The 15,422-nt window shown below is 39.5% G+C and carries 13 protein-coding genes and 1 pseudogene; all 14 read right to left on the minus strand.

Annotation, left to right across the window (positions count from 1 at the left end; translation table 11 throughout):
• Window positions 1–153: 153 nt before the first annotated feature.
• The 14 genes and pseudogenes from copB to KFO35_RS01995 all read right to left on the minus strand — a co-directional run bounded on the left by copB (window position 154) and on the right by KFO35_RS01995 (window position 15,421).
• Entirely contained in the window at window positions 154–2,325 is a 2,172-nt protein-coding gene (copB, locus tag KFO35_RS01930; protein WP_070873076.1) for a copper/silver-translocating P-type ATPase CopB, read from the minus strand.
• 19 nt (window positions 2,326–2,344) lie between these two features.
• Complete coding sequence (locus KFO35_RS01935; RefSeq protein ID WP_070873078.1) at window positions 2,345–4,531, minus strand: heavy metal translocating P-type ATPase; 2,187 nt, start codon at window positions 4,529–4,531, stop codon at window positions 2,345–2,347.
• Complete coding sequence (gene copZ, locus KFO35_RS01940) at window positions 4,531–4,740, minus strand: copper chaperone CopZ (protein WP_002291786.1); 210 nt, start codon at window positions 4,738–4,740, stop codon at window positions 4,531–4,533. The genes KFO35_RS01935 and copZ overlap by 1 nt, the downstream gene beginning before the upstream one ends.
• 12 nt (window positions 4,741–4,752) lie before the next feature.
• Window positions 4,753–5,193: a CopY/TcrY family copper transport repressor gene (locus KFO35_RS01945; protein WP_070873080.1), complete on the minus strand. Its 441-nt coding sequence runs from the start codon at window positions 5,191–5,193 to the stop codon at window positions 4,753–4,755.
• Window positions 5,194–5,266: 73 nt separating this feature from the next.
• Window positions 5,267–5,806 carry a P-loop NTPase family protein gene (locus KFO35_RS01950; protein ID WP_002340851.1) on the minus strand — a complete coding sequence of 180 codons (540 nt, stop codon included), beginning with the start codon at window positions 5,804–5,806 and terminating at the stop codon, window positions 5,267–5,269.
• Between the two features lie 109 nt (window positions 5,807–5,915).
• A complete protein-coding gene (locus KFO35_RS01955; protein WP_002291780.1) occupies window positions 5,916–7,382 on the minus strand; it encodes an APC family permease in 1,467 nt (488 codons plus the stop codon).
• A gap of 310 nt (window positions 7,383–7,692) precedes the next feature.
• On the minus strand, window positions 7,693–9,774 hold the full coding sequence (locus KFO35_RS01960) for a heavy metal translocating P-type ATPase (RefSeq protein ID WP_070873082.1): 2,082 nt from the start codon (window positions 9,772–9,774) through the stop codon (window positions 7,693–7,695).
• A 203-nt stretch (window positions 9,775–9,977) separates the two neighbouring features.
• A complete protein-coding gene (locus tag KFO35_RS01965; protein ID WP_002291778.1) occupies window positions 9,978–10,337 on the minus strand; it encodes a YccF domain-containing protein in 360 nt (119 codons plus the stop codon).
• A 35-nt stretch (window positions 10,338–10,372) separates the two neighbouring features.
• On the minus strand, window positions 10,373–10,714 hold the full coding sequence (locus KFO35_RS01970) for a GNAT family N-acetyltransferase (protein WP_070873084.1): 342 nt from the start codon (window positions 10,712–10,714) through the stop codon (window positions 10,373–10,375).
• On the minus strand, window positions 10,711–11,385 hold the full coding sequence (locus KFO35_RS01975) for an SGNH/GDSL hydrolase family protein (RefSeq protein WP_070873086.1): 675 nt from the start codon (window positions 11,383–11,385) through the stop codon (window positions 10,711–10,713). Before KFO35_RS01975 ends, KFO35_RS01970 begins: the two co-directional genes overlap by 4 nt.
• Before the next feature lie 168 nt (window positions 11,386–11,553).
• Window positions 11,554–11,940: pseudogene (locus KFO35_RS01980) on the minus strand (iron-sulfur cluster biosynthesis family protein).
• A 404-nt stretch (window positions 11,941–12,344) separates the two neighbouring features.
• Window positions 12,345–13,643 (minus strand): asparagine--tRNA ligase, encoded by a 1,299-nt coding sequence (gene asnS / locus KFO35_RS01985; RefSeq protein WP_070873088.1) that lies wholly within the window; start codon window positions 13,641–13,643, stop codon window positions 12,345–12,347.
• Between the two features lie 39 nt (window positions 13,644–13,682).
• Window positions 13,683–14,873 (minus strand): pyridoxal phosphate-dependent aminotransferase, encoded by a 1,191-nt coding sequence (locus KFO35_RS01990; RefSeq protein WP_070873090.1) that lies wholly within the window; start codon window positions 14,871–14,873, stop codon window positions 13,683–13,685.
• A 20-nt stretch (window positions 14,874–14,893) separates the two neighbouring features.
• The gene (locus tag KFO35_RS01995) at window positions 14,894–15,421 is read right to left on the minus strand and encodes a cell wall elongation regulator TseB-like domain-containing protein (protein ID WP_002316397.1); all 528 of its coding nucleotides are present in this window, start codon (window positions 15,419–15,421) and stop codon (window positions 14,894–14,896) included.
• Window position 15,422 lies beyond the last annotated feature (1 nt).

Here is a 15,422-nt window from a genome sequence, read left to right on the forward strand (position 1 = left end):
CAGTAAAGAAGTTCGGTTTTTGATAGGGACTCGTAGTCCTCAAGGCTTTGTTCGAACTTTCTTTCACTCTTCACTATAATCTAAAAATAGAAAATAGAGGAGAACATCATTCGTCAATGATGTTCCCCTCTAATCTTAGTATGTTTTTCATTATTATTTGATTTTCAATGTCAAAGCATTCAGCGCTACGACTACCGTACTTAACGACATCAAGACAGCACCAACTGCTGGACTTAATAGGATACCAATTGGTGCAAGTATTCCGGCTGCTAGTGGGATTGCGAGAATATTGTACCCTGCTCCCCACCAGAGGTTCTGGATCATTTTCTTTCGCGTTTGCTTAGCTAAATCAAGGAAATGCAAAATATCTTTTGGATCGCTGTTTGTCAAGACGACATCCGCAGAATCGATCGCGATATCTGTTCCTGCACCTATTGCCATCCCAATAGAAGCACGGGCTAAACTTGGCGCATCATTGATCCCATCACCCACCATGATTACTTTTTTCCCTTGGTCAAGATATTTCTGGACAACAGCTTCTTTATCATCTGGTAATAAACCGCCGTAATATTCTTCGATTCCTAAATAATCTGCTACTGCTTGAGCAGCATTTTTATTGTCGCCAGTAAGCATGACTGGAGTGATTTTCCTTTCCTTCAATGTTCGGATAAACTCTTTTGCTTCTGTTTTTACTACGTCACCTAAAGCAACGATTGCAGCTAGATGATTTTCTAAAATCAGGAAGCTGATGGTATTTCCTTGTTCTTGGTAAGGTTTCAATAATGCTTGTTCTACGTTTAATCCGAGACGCTCAACTTCTTTTTCATTAACTATTTTCACTTGTTGGTTTTTGACTGTTGCCTCTAGCCCAACTCCTGAAAGATTTTTTAGATTTTCGGCTTGATAAGGCTTGATTTCATGTTCTTTCAAATAATTCATAATGCCAACAGCCAATGGATGATTGGCATTCGCTTCCAATGCTCCTAAATATTGAAGGATTTCATTTTTATTGAACGCATCATCAAGAACTTCGACACCCGTTACCGTAAATTTTCCTTCTGTCAGTGTCCCGGTTTTGTCCAACATGATCACATCTAAATCATTGGCTTGCTCCAGTGCATTGCGGTTTTTCAATAGCAATCCGTTTTTAGCGGCGATCGATGTGGAACGAGCAACAACTAATGGGATAGCTAAACCTAGAGCATGAGGACAGGCGATGATAAAGACAGTCACCATGCGTTCCAATGCATTAGGAAGATCTGTCAAGAACAACCATGCGATAAATGCCAAGATACCGACAGTTAAGGCAACATAAAACAGCCATTTTGCCACTTTGTCTGATAATGACTCTAGCTTAGATTTTTCTCCTTGTGCTTTTCGCACCATTTCCATAACCTTCGCTAGATACCCATTTTCACCAGTTCCAGTTACTTCGATTTCGATCGTTCCATCCCCATTGATAGAACCGCCGATCACTTTGTCATTGGCTCGTTTTTTGATTCCTTTTGATTCGCCAGTCACAGCTGATTCATCAACGATTGTTTCACCTTTCAAGATAACACCATCTGTTGGCATTTTGTCACCGGAACGGACGATCAAATGATCGCCTTCCTTTACTTCTTTTAGTGAGACTGTCTCTTCTTTTCCTTCTTTCGTCAAGCGTTTCACTGATTCTGGCAGTAATTCTGCTAGTTTTTGTAAAGCATTGCTGGCATTCGAAACAGCGTTCATTTCGATCCAGTGACCTAGCAACATAATGACGATCAATGTAGCTAATTCCCAGAAGAAATCCATGACGTGCGTATGAGGATTGATCAGATTCGCGATAAACGAATAGACACTATAAATATATGCAACTGTAATCCCCATCGCGATCAGCGTCATCATAGCAGGACTTTTTTGTTTCAATTCCATTTTTGCTCCGCTTAAAAATGGCTGTCCGCCATAGATAAACAGTATAGTTGCTAAGATCAGTACGAGCCAATCTGAACCAGGAAATGTTATTTGGAAGGGAAATTCCATTCCCATCATCGGTGAAAAAAGAATGATTGGGATAGCTAGGATAAGCGATAGCCAAAATTTTTGTTTGAAATTCCCCATGTGCATGGAATGATCCATACCGCCATGATCGTGATCCATGTGCATCGAATGGTCCATTTCTTTGCTGTCCGCTATATCTCCATGGTTATGTTCCATATGCATTGAATGGTCCATCTGGCTATGGTCATGCTTCATCTCCATCTGTTTTTCGTTTGAATGAGCACTTTCTTTGTTTCCTGCTTCTTTTTTATGCTCCTGTTTTTTCTCCATATCGTTCCCGTTCATTTTTACTCCATCCCTTCTCTTACTTTTTCATGTGCCGATTTAAGCTCAGGGAGTTCAACAATACACTGACGGAACTAAACGCCATCGCTCCTCCTGCAATGATTGGATTCAAAAAGCCTAATGCAGCAAAAGGAATGCCAATCGTATTATAGACAAAAGCCCAGAAAAGATTTTGTTTGATTTTTCTCAATGTCATTCTAGACAACTCGATTGTTTGAGCAATGGATGCCAAACTACTATTCATCAGCGTTACATCTGCTGTTTCCATCGCGATGTCCGTTCCACTTCCCATTGCCATACCAACATCAGCTAATGCGAGAGCTGGCGCATCATTGATTCCATCGCCTGCCATACCGACTTTTTTGCCATCTTTCTGCAGTTTTTCCACATAGGCTGCTTTATCCTCTGGAAGTACTTCGGCAAAGATGTGCATTGGATCAATACCCATTTGTTTACCGATCGTTTCGGCTGCCAGTTTGTTGTCTCCTGTCAGCATAAAGACATCTAATCCTTTATCCTGTAACTGCTTGATTGCTTGTTTGGCTTCTTGTTTGATTTGATCTGCCACGGCAATCAGCCCGATTACTTGCTTTTCATCAGCTAAAAACATGACTGTTTTTCCCTGCTGTTCTAATTCTAACGCGTGTTCTTGGTATTCATCAAATGATAGGCTCAATTCAATTAATCGTTTACGTGTACCCGCAAAATAGCGTACTCCGTTAATCGTACCGCTGATTCCAGCACCTGGATGAGCTGTAAAATCGATCATATCGTATGTTGCTGCTTCTTGCAGTTTTCCGTATTCCACGATTGCTTTACCTAGTGGATGTTCAGAAGCTTGTTCTAAAGTATAAAAAATAGATAGGACTTCTTTAGAACCGACTAGATCTGTAACTTTGGGCTTTCCTTCTGTAATCGTTCCAGTTTTATCCAAAACAATGCTGTCTAAGTGAGCAGCTGCTTCTAATGCTTCTCCGCCTTTAATTAAGATTCCGTTTCGTGCGCCAACACCCGTTCCTACCATGATAGCTGTTGGAGTTGCTAAACCTAATGCACATGGACACGCAATGACTAATACAGAGACACTATGGATCAATGCAAGTTGCCAATCACCGGTGATCAATCCTGTCGCCACTAGCGTGATGAATGCAATGACTAAAACGATCGGAACAAAAATCCCTGAGATTCGATCCGCGATTTTTTGAATTGGTGCTTTGCTTCCTTGAGCGTCTTCCACCATTTGGATGATTTGAGCTAAAACTGTCTGCTTACCAACTTGTGTGACTGCCATATGAAGCAGACCATTCGTATTGATTGTTCCGCCAAAGAGTGTGTCATCTGGATTCTTTTCTACAGGAAGACTTTCGCCAGTAAGCATACTTTCATCGATCGCACTACTTCCTGAAATGATTCGACCATCTGCTGGGATCTGCTCACCAGGACGGATGACTAGCTGATCGCCAACGACGACTTCTTCAATCGCTAACGTTTCTTCTTTACCGTTTCTTATTACTTGAGCTGTTTTTGTTTGAAGAGACATCAATTGTTTGATTGCATTACCTGTTTTCGTTTTTGCTGTATGTTCCAAATATTTGCCGAGCAAAATCAACGTGATGATCATACTGCTGCTTTCAAAATAAAGATCTTGGGGATGTCCACGGAAAAATCCGTTGTAAATGCTCAATGCAAAAGCAGCTGATGTTCCGATTGCTACCAGTACATCCATATTTGGTGCTTTCGTCTTGATTGCATGATACGCCCCTTTATAAAAACGAGCACCAACATAAAATTGGACAGGTGTAGACAGAACTAACTGAACGATTGGCAGATGAAAAAAGTGAACAATTGCCGCATGGCTCCCCAACATCATGGCAATCATTGACAGCATCAATGGCAAAGTCAAAATCGTACTCAATACAAGATCGAATAGCATTTTTTTCAAATATGCTTGCTTTTCTTCCGCAATTTTTTGTTTATGGGCTTCATCGTACAAAATCGCACCATAGCCGATATTCTCTACGCTTCGGATTAATTTTTCAGTGGTCGTCCCTTCATATTTGACACTTGCTTTTTCAGTGGCCAAGTTGACTGTGGCATTGACAACACCAGGTTGTCCGTTCAGCTCTTTTTCGATCCTAGCAGAACAATTTGCACAAGTCATACCTGTAATGACGAATGTGTCCATTTTGGTTTCTGCTGCTGCCATCAAATCACCTCTGCTTTATATCCCAATCCATTGATTGCTTGACAGATCTTTTCGGATTGGACTTTTGTTTCATCAAACTTGACTGTACCGTTTGCTTTTTTCAAGTTCACTTTTACTTTCTGTACGCCGTCAAGTGCGCTTACCGCTTCTTCGACTCTTGCAACACAATGATTGCAGCTCATACCTTCGATTGAAAATTGTTGTTTCATTTTTTCTTCCTCCTATTGATGTTGTTTACATTCACATTGACCTGGGATACAGTTGCATTCGATTGTTTCGACTGGTTGCTTTTGTTCTAATTGTTTCAAGATTTCATTGATATCTTCTTGAGTCAAAGTAGCTTCTTCTACTAGATCCGCAATCGTCTCTCCAATCCTTTTTGCACAGATATGGGAAAAAAGATTTTCCGTCGCACTACGAACTGTTTCCATCTCTGAGACAGCTGGATGATAAATGAATTTTTTTCCTTCTTGTTCTGTCCAGATCACTTCTTTTTTTACCAAACGTCCCAACAAAGTTTTGATCGTTGCTGATTTCCAATCCATCGAATCAGCTAAGATCTGCGTGATTTCTTGAGCAGTCGTCTGTCCAAGTGTCCAAATAACCCGCATGATCTCCCATTCTGAATCGCTGATTTTTACCGGCGTTTTGACTTTCTCCACTTATTTCACACCTTTCGTTTACAAATGTAATCAATAACTTATGAATACAGATTACACTTGTAAACAAAAACTGTCAATTATTTTTGCTCTCTATTTTCAATTTAGTTAAAAATTCTTGTTTTTCCCCTCTTGTTTTAAGGATGATCAGTTTGTTTCGTGCATGGTTTTCTTGGATCAGCTGCTGTATTTTCGGTTCATTGTTTTCTTCAAAATGCCAGATAAAAGACAAAAATTCTACGTATTCCCTATTTAGTTTCTCTGTAAATGCTTCAGGCATATCTGGCCGTGATTTTTTGTTTATCTTTCTTTTTAGAGAACGCCAAACTACTCGGTAGATGGCGACATAACGCGGCACTTTAAGCCAAATGATTTTATCTGCTTCTTTGATTCTCTCTTCTAACGTAGAAGTATAATTTCCTTCAACGATCCATGACGGATTAGATACCATAAACGTTTGTTGTTCTTGCAAAAACCACTGTTTTGCCTGAATACTGTAATCTGTTGTATGCCATAAAAGGTCTAGCGGCAGTAGCGGAAAGCCCGTGATTTCTTTGATCTTCCTTGCGAGGGTCGATTTTCCCGACCCACTTTGTCCAATCACGATGATCTTCATTTTCCTCCCTCACTTTTCTTTGCAATTTGGTTCGATCATACCATTTATAACGCCACAAAAAAACAAGAGTTGGCTCTACACGCCAACTCTTGCAAGAAGTAATTTTATTTTAAGGCTGAACCACAGTTTCTGGCTCAGTGATTTCTTTATTTTTGTCTCGACGAGCGATGGCCGGCAAGATCATGCCTAATAAGATCAAGACGATTGGTGTGATGATATTCGTGAATAGCTGGAACCACCATGCTTTAGGATCCGCAGTGTAATCTACTTTTGGCACCATTCCTAAGATACAGGCGAACGCAGTGAAGGCAAAGCACCAAGCACCGAAGATAAACCCGATTTTTGGATTTTTGACAAATTTATATTCAGAATTGAATTTCTTATAAGCTTTATTCAACATCATATACGCCAAGAATACCCATAGGTAACGCATTGGCATAACAACTGAGTTCAAGTTCGTCAACCATTTAACTAATTCATTCATATCTTTGATACCGAAGATTGGCAGCAAAATAATGATTCCTACTAGGATACCTGTCAAAAGATAGCCGTTTACTAATGTACCTTTATGACTACGTTTACGTAGCCAGTTTGGTACGAATTCTGGATCTGCATCTGCTAACAAGATTTTTAACGGTGCATCGATTGAAAAGGCTAATGCGGAGATTTGTCCGATCATATTTGTCAATGCGTAAATAATCATCAATGAGTTACCGATACCATAGTAATTACCTAAAATTTGAAAAGCACTGTATGCCCCATTTGCCATCAAGTCTTTAGGAATATTATCGCTAGCAAACAGCATGCCCATTGCGACTGAACCTAATACAGCACAAATCCCTACCATTGCTGCTAAGAAAATCATCCCTTTAGGAAATTCTTTTGCAGGGTTTCTTGTAGAGTTGACATAAGGGGATATTTTTTCCGCTCCTCCAACTGCAAATACTAACATAGAGACGGTTGTGAAATAACTGAAGTCAAAGGTTGGAATATATGTTTTCACTTGATTCATATGCGGTGTGGCAAATTCCATCGTTGGGTTGATGAACGGCGCCGTTACTGCTAAAAGAATAAATAAGATCGACATGACGAACATCGCTGTTCCGGCTAATCCGCCGATCACTTTCAACGTAGAAAGTCCTTTTGTTGATAAATATAAAAAGGCAAGAAATATAATAAGTGAAATAACTGCTACCATTTGGACTGACATCGTATTTACGATATTTCCGTTTCCTTGGACCGCCCAACCCCCTGCAATCAGGATGGCTTGAGGTTTTTGTGCCAAATAAGGAATATGCACGACCCAGTAAGTCCAAGCAGCATAATATGCCAGCCGTTTATTGGATGTCGTATTTTCGACCCATGAACTGACGCCTCCTTTACTATCCTTGAAGGCTGAGCCTAATTGTCCAACGATCAATGCGTATGGAATGAAATAAATGGCTAGAATCAATAGCCAAGAGGTGACAACTGATACTCCTTGCTGGGCATAGTTATTAACTACATTCCCCATGCCCCAAACCATGTTGAATGCAATTAACGCAACAGTGAACCAGCGTAATTGTTTATTGTTCATTCGTTCTCTCCTTTATAATAAAAATTTGTTAACCAAATGTAATCATATTCAATTTTTAACAAACTTACAAGACAGCGTTATTTTATGTGTGTATTCTTTTATTTAATACACATCATTTTTTCATATTTTTTCCATCAAAAAAAGGAGTTGTTTTCTTTGATTTCATTGATTTTATTGTATTTAAAGCAATTTTGAATTTTCTGCAAAATTAAAAACATCAGTTATTTTATAATCTTAGCCATTTTCTTTGTATTCTTTTATTAAGAAAAAGGTATAAAAAAAGAGGACGTTCATTCGTCCTCTCTACTGGTCAATATTTATTTTTTACATGTAAGCTTCGCATGGCATTCAAAACAGCTAGGACTGTTACCCCGACATCTGCAAATACTGCATCTCCCATTGTTGCAAAACCAAAAGCACCTAAGGCAAGTACCAATATTTTTATCCCAATAGCAAAAACAATGTTCTGCTTGACGATCTTCAATGTTTTCTTTGCTAACCGGATCGCATCTGCAATCTTCGATGGTTGATCGTTCATGATGACTACATCTGCTGCTTCAATTGCAGCATCGCTTCCTAACCCACCCATTGCAATCCCTACATCTGCTCTTGCTAGCACTGGTGCATCGTTGATTCCATCTCCGACAAAGGCGGTCTTTTTATTGCTTCTTTGTAAGATTTCCTCTAACCGCTGTACTTTATCTTCTGGGAGTAATTCACTGTATATCTTGTCCACGCCAACTTGCTTCCCGATATGATCAGCGATTTTTTTCGAATCACCTGTCAACATGACTGTGTGCTTGACACCAGCCTGTTTTAGTTGAACCAATGCGTCTACGGCATCTTCTTTCAAGGTATCCGCAATGACAAGATAACCACTATAACTTTGGTCGATTGCTATATAAAGCAATGTACCGATTTCTTGACTTGAAGGAAAAGAGATTTCAAACCTTTCCATCAATTTGTGATTACCTACTAATATTTGTTTGCTGTCAACTTCAGCTAAGATCCCTTCACCTGCAAATTCTTGGATATTTGTTGCCGGTAAAAGCGGACCTTCGTAGCCTTCTAAAACGGATTGCGCAATCGGATGTGTAGAAAACTGTTCTGCACTTGCAACATATTGCATAAATTTCTTTGGATCAATTCCTGTTGAATCGATCGTCTGGATCGAAAAGTCGCCTTTCGTTAATGTGCCAGTTTTATCGAATACCACTGTCTCAGTTTGTGCAAGCAATTCCAAATAATTTGAACCTTTTATTAATACACCAATTTTACTTGCTCCGCCGATCCCACCAAAGAAACTAAGGGGTACGGAAATCACTAATGCACATGGACATGAGATCACTAAAAACGTCAACGCCCGGTAGATCCATTCAGAAAACGCCGCTCCAGAAACTATTGGAGGTAAAACAGCCAATAAGACGGCCAGCCCTACAACGACTGGTGTATAATATCGCGCGAATTTGGTAATGAAATTTTCAGCAGGTGCTTTTTTGCTGCTGGCATTTTCTACTAATTCTAATAATTTACTGATGGTAGAATTTTCATAGGATTTTTCTACTTGAATTAAAAATGGTTTATTTTTATTGATAAATCCACTTAATACTGTTTCGCCAACATATACAGATTTAGGAACGGATTCACCTGTAAGTGCGGATGTATCGACTAATGATTCTCCTTCGATGATCGTTCCATCTAACGGTACACGTTCACCAGGCTTAACAAGTACATACTGACCAATCCGTACGTCTTCAGGATTCACGGTCATCAATCCTTCTGCTGTCTGTATGTGCGCTGTTTCTGGACGGATAGCCATCAGTTCACGAATCGATTTTCTTGAATGATTGACTGCCAATCCTTGGAAATATTCGCCGATTTGATAAAATAGCATCACTGCTACGGCTTCTGGATATTCACCGATCAACATAGCGCCGATTGTAGCAACAGACATGAGGAAATTTTCATCAAAGATTTGTCCTTTGACGATATTCATCACCGCTTTTTTCACTACATCATATCCTATCAGCAGATAAATCAATAAATACCCTATCAAACGAACTGGTTCATTAAAATCAAATAATAGCAAGACAGCGATACCTGCAAGTGAAAATAAAATCCGGATCAGCGTGTTTCTCTCTTTTTCATTTCCATGTTCAGATACTTTTTCCTTGTCTATTTCTGTTACCTTGACATCTGGTTCTAATTCCCTCACTACTTTTTTCGTTTCCTGTTCAACCTCAGCTAATCGATCTTCCTCTACGTCAATCGTTAGTTTTCCAGAAGTGAAATTTACCGTTGCTTCCTTGACTCCATCGATTTGCTGGACTCCTTTTTCGATTTTCATCGCACAGTTCGCACAGTCTAAACCTTCTAATCTGTAACTTTTCATTTTAATGACCTCCTCGCCTCAACATATGAATATCTCTTCATAACTAATTATAAATGAATGTAAATTCATATGTCAAGGTATCCGAAAGAAAAAATGAGTTTTCAAAACATAAAAAGAACCAGATCAAACACGTGATAGTTGTGTTTCATCCAGTTCTCTCGTTCATAAAACATGTTTAGGACACTCTTTTAGAACATCCTGACTTATATAATCTCTGCACCAAATGGCATCAACGCCAATCGAGCAAGTTTGAAAGATTGCTTTGCAAATGGTATCCCTATAATCGTGATACATAGAAGGATGCCGCTGACGACATGTCCAAGAGCAATTGGGAGACCTGAAACGATCAGCCAGATGATGTTGACAATCAATGACATGCCGGACTGGTGGTAAATTACTTCTTTGCCAAAAGGCGCAAAAGAAAGGGAGGCGATTTTAAAACACTGCATACCGATAGGGATACCAATGATCGTGATACACCAAAGTACCCCTGCTGCTAACCAGCTAAGACCCCCAATTAGTCCGCCAAATATGAACCAGATGACATTTCCTAAACAACTCATTGTATTTCTCCTTTTATTACTGTTTTTAATTAGAACTAGAACTGGACAAAAAACGATTTGATTTTTCGTTTTTTAGCTTCCAGCATCAAGTATTCCGCAAATCTTTTTTGGATTTCTTCCGTTTTTTCTTTTGTTACTAATGTGTGTTGGATTAGTTTTCCTGCTGCTCGCTGATCCACCCGTTCTTCTGATTGCTGTTCATCTGCTTGCGCAAAACCGATGATCCGGTTTTCTTTTGTTACAGCAACGATCAATAGTTTATTCCTATCATGTAGTTCAGCTGCCGTTTTTACTTTTACGAATGATTCTGGATGATCAGTAATCAGCTGATTGATTTGAGGGAGATCTTCTTTTACTGCCCTTCGTATTTCCATCATTTCTCCCTTTTCTTTCGTTCATTTTTATTTCCACTAAAAAAATCAACTGCGGAAATCGCATCTATCCAACTTTGTGCAATAATCTCGTGTCCGCCAATCGTTGGATGCACGCCATCTTCTTTTGTATATTTCGAAAAACCATAAGCGATTCCTAAAGCATTGAATATCCCATCTAAAGGAATCAGCAATGTGCCATATTCTTTTGCGAGTTTACGAACGGTTTGGATCTTAGGGTCTAAGTCTTTGCGCCACCCATAACGATCATTTGTCACAGGAAGTACAAAAGGCTCCATTAAGACGATATTGCAGATTCCAGCTGCTTGAAGTTCATTTAGTAACTCTCGATAAACGGATTCAAATTGCTGCACAGATTTCTCAGTGCCGAATATAGCTTGATCTCCAGTATTATGCCACGTATCATTGATTCCAATCAAAATCGATACATAATCAGGTTGCAGAGCTAAACAATCTTCTTGCCAGCGTGCTTGCAGATCTGCAATTTTGTCTCCTCCTATCCCACGGTTTATACATTCAAATTCCATCGTTGGATATTGTGAGATTAGTTTCCCGGCAATCAAAAGCGGATACCCTTTACCTAGATCCGTTGCTTCTGAACGGTCTCTTCCTGCGTCTGTAATGCTGTCACCAATAAATAACACGCGTGTTTTCATTTGTCAAAAACTCCTTTTTGAATAAAACGACGATTTTCTTCTTTATATTATCCCATAAGCTCTACCAAGACGAAAGAGAAAATAGATGTATAAAAAAAGACACCCGCCTAGTTTCCTCAAACGATTGGATGAATACTCAGCAAGTGCCTAGTTTTTTATGCTTTTTTCTTAACGTGCCGGATTTTTCTTGATTCCTTCGTTGTTTGATTCAGTGAAATCGATCAGACCTAAGTTTCCGTCAATCAGCCCACTGTCGCCCGTCAAACTCTAAATATGACGAGAAGCATCAAAACGTATATTCATATGCTCATCTAAGTCTGCCAACGAATATCCCTTTACTAATATCTCTCCTAGATTGCTTGGGATAGATTGGTCATAACTTTCTGTCGACATATCTGATCCGATGATTCCAAGGGTGAATTGAACTTGCATGTGGATCATTGCATGCTGAGAATACGGACCTACTCCATCTTCGAATGTTAATATTAGTTTGTTTTCAGGTGCTAGATGCTGCTTTATTTCAGCAGCAGAAGCATCATCAAATCGAATTTCCATTTGAATCGCCTTCTTTGTATATGTTTGATTGATTGCGATTTCATTATAGAACCTTGTGAATCAAATAGCAATTTCTTTTGCTTTCTTCTCTTGTCTGTTGGAAACTTCCTTTATGCCATATTTTAAAAAAAGAACTGCGAGAGTTCGCAGTTCTTTTTTAGAATAAACGGTGTTCAATCGGCTGACCCTCGATATTAGCTCAAAAAACGGTAAAATATGAGAAGCTATTTTTCCGTTTTGTTTCTCTAATACTCAGGTCAAGGCACTGATTTCACAACCTCTTCCTTAAACGGTGTTCAAAAGCCAGTTTCTCGGTATTAAGCCAAATTTATGCAAAAATGTGGAAAGCCATTTTCACAAAATTTTTCTTAATACTCGAAACTAAACAGCTTTTTCTTCACTTCTTATGGATAAATTCGGTTCAACAAACGTGGGAATGGAATAGCTTCACGCACATGGTCGATACCAGCAATCCAAGTGACTGTTCGTTCAAGACCTAGACCAAAACCAGAGTGCGGAACAGAACCGTATTTACGTAAATCAAGGTACCATGAATATTCTTTTTCATCCAAACCGTGATTACGGATTTGTTCTAACAAGAAATCATAGTCCGTTGCCCGTTCGCTTCCGCCAATGATTTCACCGTAGCCTTCTGGTGCGATCATATCTGCACAGATCACCACGTCTTCTCTTGTTGGATGTGGTTTCATGTAGAATGGCTTGATGGCTTTTGGATAGTTTAGAATAAAGACAGGTTGTTTGAATGAATTTGCAATGAACGTTTCATGAGGTGAACCAAAATCTTCGCCCCATTCGATGTCATCAAATCCATTTTTCTTCAGTAATTCGATTGCATCATCGTAAGTAATACGAGGGAATGGCAATTTTGTATAAGTTTTTAAGACTTCTTTGTCTCGTCCTAGTACATCCAATGCATATTCGCAATGATCTAAAACATTTTGTACTAAGAAGGCTACATATTGCTCCTGTACTTCTAAACTTTCTTCTTGGTGAGTGAAGGCCATTTCTGGTTCGATCATCCAGAATTCAATCAAGTGACGGCGTGTCTTTGATTTTTCAGCACGGAAAGTCGGACCGAATGAAAAGACTTTTCCGAAAGCCATAGCAGCAGCTTCCATATATAATTGGCCACTTTGAGATAAATAGGCTTTTTGATCAAAGTAGTTTGTTTCGAATAGATCCGTTGTGCCTTCTGGTGCTGAACCAGTCAAGATTGGCGGATCGATTTTGACAAAATGATGTTGATTAAAGAATTCATACGTTGCACGAATGATTTCATTTCTGATTTGCATGATCGCATGTTGTCTTGAAGAACGTAGCCATAAATGACGATGATCCATCAAGAAATCTGTTCCGTGTTCTTTTGGTGTGATCGGATAATCGTGGCTCTCGCTTACTACTTCCACATTTGTAATCCCGATTTCATAACCGAATTTTGAACGGCTGTCTTCACGGATTTCTCCAGTTACTAGCACAGATGTTTCTTGGTGCAGATTTTTAGCTGTTTGGAAAACTTCTTCTGGCACTTCGCTTTTTACCACTACCCCTTGGAAGAAGGCTGTTCCGTCCCTTAATTGTAAAAAGGCAATTTTTCCGCTTGATCGTTTATTTGCGACCCAAGCGCCGATTGTTACTGTTTCTCCCACATGGTTTTTCGAATCGATGATTTGAATTTGTTCCACGTATGACTCTCCTTTTATATTCCTTGAATTTCTTCAGGATTAATTTTGACTTTTACTCTCAATAAATTGCTTGATTCTGCGTACCGCTTCTTCTAACGTAGCACGATCAGTCGCATAACTCATGCGGACATTTTCTGGTGCCCCAAAGCCTTCGCCAGTCACAAGTGCTACCCCTGTTTCTTCTAAAAGATCTTCTACCCATTTTGTGACATTCTCATACTTACACATGCGTAGCGTTTCTTTTACATTAGGAAAAAGATAAAAAGCTCCTTGCGGCTTTTCAAGAGAAACACCTGGCAGTTCTGCCACAAGCGGATATAACGTATTCAGGCGTTCTTCAAAGGCGTTCCGCATTTCTTCCACTGTATCTTGCTCGCCTTTCAATGCTTCAACAGCTGCATATTGACTGACTGCGGTCGGATTGCTAGTTGATTGGGAAGCAACAGCGATCATTCCATTGATAATTTCAGGATTCCCAACCGCATAACCGATGCGCCAGCCTGTCATCGCATAGGTCTTAGACACGCCATTGATGATGATGGTCTGATTTTTGATTGCTTCTGAAATCGTTGCAATTGGAGTAAACTCATTGCCATTATAAACTAAACGACCATAAATATCATCAGCAACTATCAAAATATCATTTTTTACTGCCCATTCACCAATTGCCTGCAGTTCATTCTTGCTATAAATCATTCCAGTCGGATTCGATGGCGAATTGATGATCACGGCTTTTGTTTTTCCTGAACGTGCTTGTTCTAACTGTTCAACAGTAACTTTCCAGTTATTAGATTCTTTCCCTTTCACAAAGACAGGCAGGCCTTCTGCCAGTTTCACTTGCTCGCCGTAACTGACCCAATAAGGCACAGGAATGATGACTTCATCTTGCGGGTCCAAGATTGTTTGAAAAAGTGTATACAAAGCAAATTTCGCGCCATCTGTTACGACCGTTTGTGAAGATTCATAGACAAGTCCATCATTTTTCTTCAGATAATCAACGATCGCCCGCCGAAGTTCTGGGATTCCTGCTGTTGGTGTATAATAGCTAGCTTTTCCGTTGCGGATTGCTTCGATTGCTGCTTCTTGGATGTTTTCTGGTGTCGCAAAATCCGGTTCTCCCACAGTCAAACTCAGCACATCTCTTCCTTTTGCTTTTAACGCCTTGGCTTTTGCCGCAGCTGCCAAAGTAACAGATGGTTCTAATCGTTTCGTTCTTTTTGATAACTCCATCCCATTCATTCCTTTATCTATTAAATTCCTTTGATTGTCTTGACTTCATCTCCTGATTCAAAACCAATCAGGTAATAATTCAATTTTCCATTTGTTTCTTTTCCTACTACTTCCCATACAGGCTGATCATCGTACATTCCTAATGCTGCTTTTTCGATTTGGATTTCAGGATGAGCTGTAGCAATTGTTTGTTTCGCTTCGTTTTCAGTCAACCCCTTCGTTTGATCCAATACTTTTACTTTTTCACCAGATTTAGGAATGATAACGGCGATTTCTTTTCCTTTATCATTCGTACCCGTCAATGAAAAGTACGTTTTCTTTCGAGTAAACCAGTAAAAATGATCAGCTTCCTCGAGATTTGCATATTTCTTTGCGATTTCTACTGCTTCTTTTTTCGCCTGGACCGCCGGACGACTAGAACGCAAGTAAAAAATCGAGCTGATCACGATGACCGCTAATAAAAACACGATCAAGCCAAGCAACACGCGATTAATCGTTTTTTCCTTTGTCTGTTTTTTCTTCAAGGGTCGTCGCTCCTTTATCTTCATT

Origin of the sequence: Enterococcus lactis (genome assembly GCF_015751045.1) — a bacterium.
In the GTDB taxonomy this organism is placed as follows: Bacteria; Bacillota; Bacilli; order Lactobacillales; family Enterococcaceae; genus Enterococcus_B; species Enterococcus_B lactis.

Coding starts and splice junctions, on each gene's coding strand:
- KFO35_RS01995 (WP_002316397.1), bottom strand. CDS start 15,421: ATGAAGATAAAGGAGCGACGACCCTTGAAGAAAAAACAGACAAAGGAA.
- KFO35_RS01960 (WP_070873082.1), bottom strand. CDS start 9,774: ATGAAAAGTTACAGATTAGAAGGTTTAGACTGTGCGAACTGTGCGATG.
- KFO35_RS01955 (WP_002291780.1), bottom strand. CDS start 7,382: ATGAACAATAAACAATTACGCTGGTTCACTGTTGCGTTAATTGCATTC.
- copB (WP_070873076.1), bottom strand. CDS start 2,325: ATGAACGGGAACGATATGGAGAAAAAACAGGAGCATAAAAAAGAAGCA.
- KFO35_RS01950 (WP_002340851.1), bottom strand. CDS start 5,806: ATGAAGATCATCGTGATTGGACAAAGTGGGTCGGGAAAATCGACCCTC.
- copZ (WP_002291786.1), bottom strand. CDS start 4,740: ATGAAACAACAATTTTCAATCGAAGGTATGAGCTGCAATCATTGTGTT.
- KFO35_RS01975 (WP_070873086.1), bottom strand. CDS start 11,385: ATGAAAACACGCGTGTTATTTATTGGTGACAGCATTACAGACGCAGGA.
- KFO35_RS01935 (WP_070873078.1), bottom strand. CDS start 4,531: ATGGCAGCAGCAGAAACCAAAATGGACACATTCGTCATTACAGGTATG.
- KFO35_RS01965 (WP_002291778.1), bottom strand. CDS start 10,337: ATGAGTTGTTTAGGAAATGTCATCTGGTTCATATTTGGCGGACTAATT.
- KFO35_RS01990 (WP_070873090.1), bottom strand. CDS start 14,873: ATGGAGTTATCAAAAAGAACGAAACGATTAGAACCATCTGTTACTTTG.
- KFO35_RS01970 (WP_070873084.1), bottom strand. CDS start 10,714: ATGATGGAAATACGAAGGGCAGTAAAAGAAGATCTCCCTCAAATCAAT.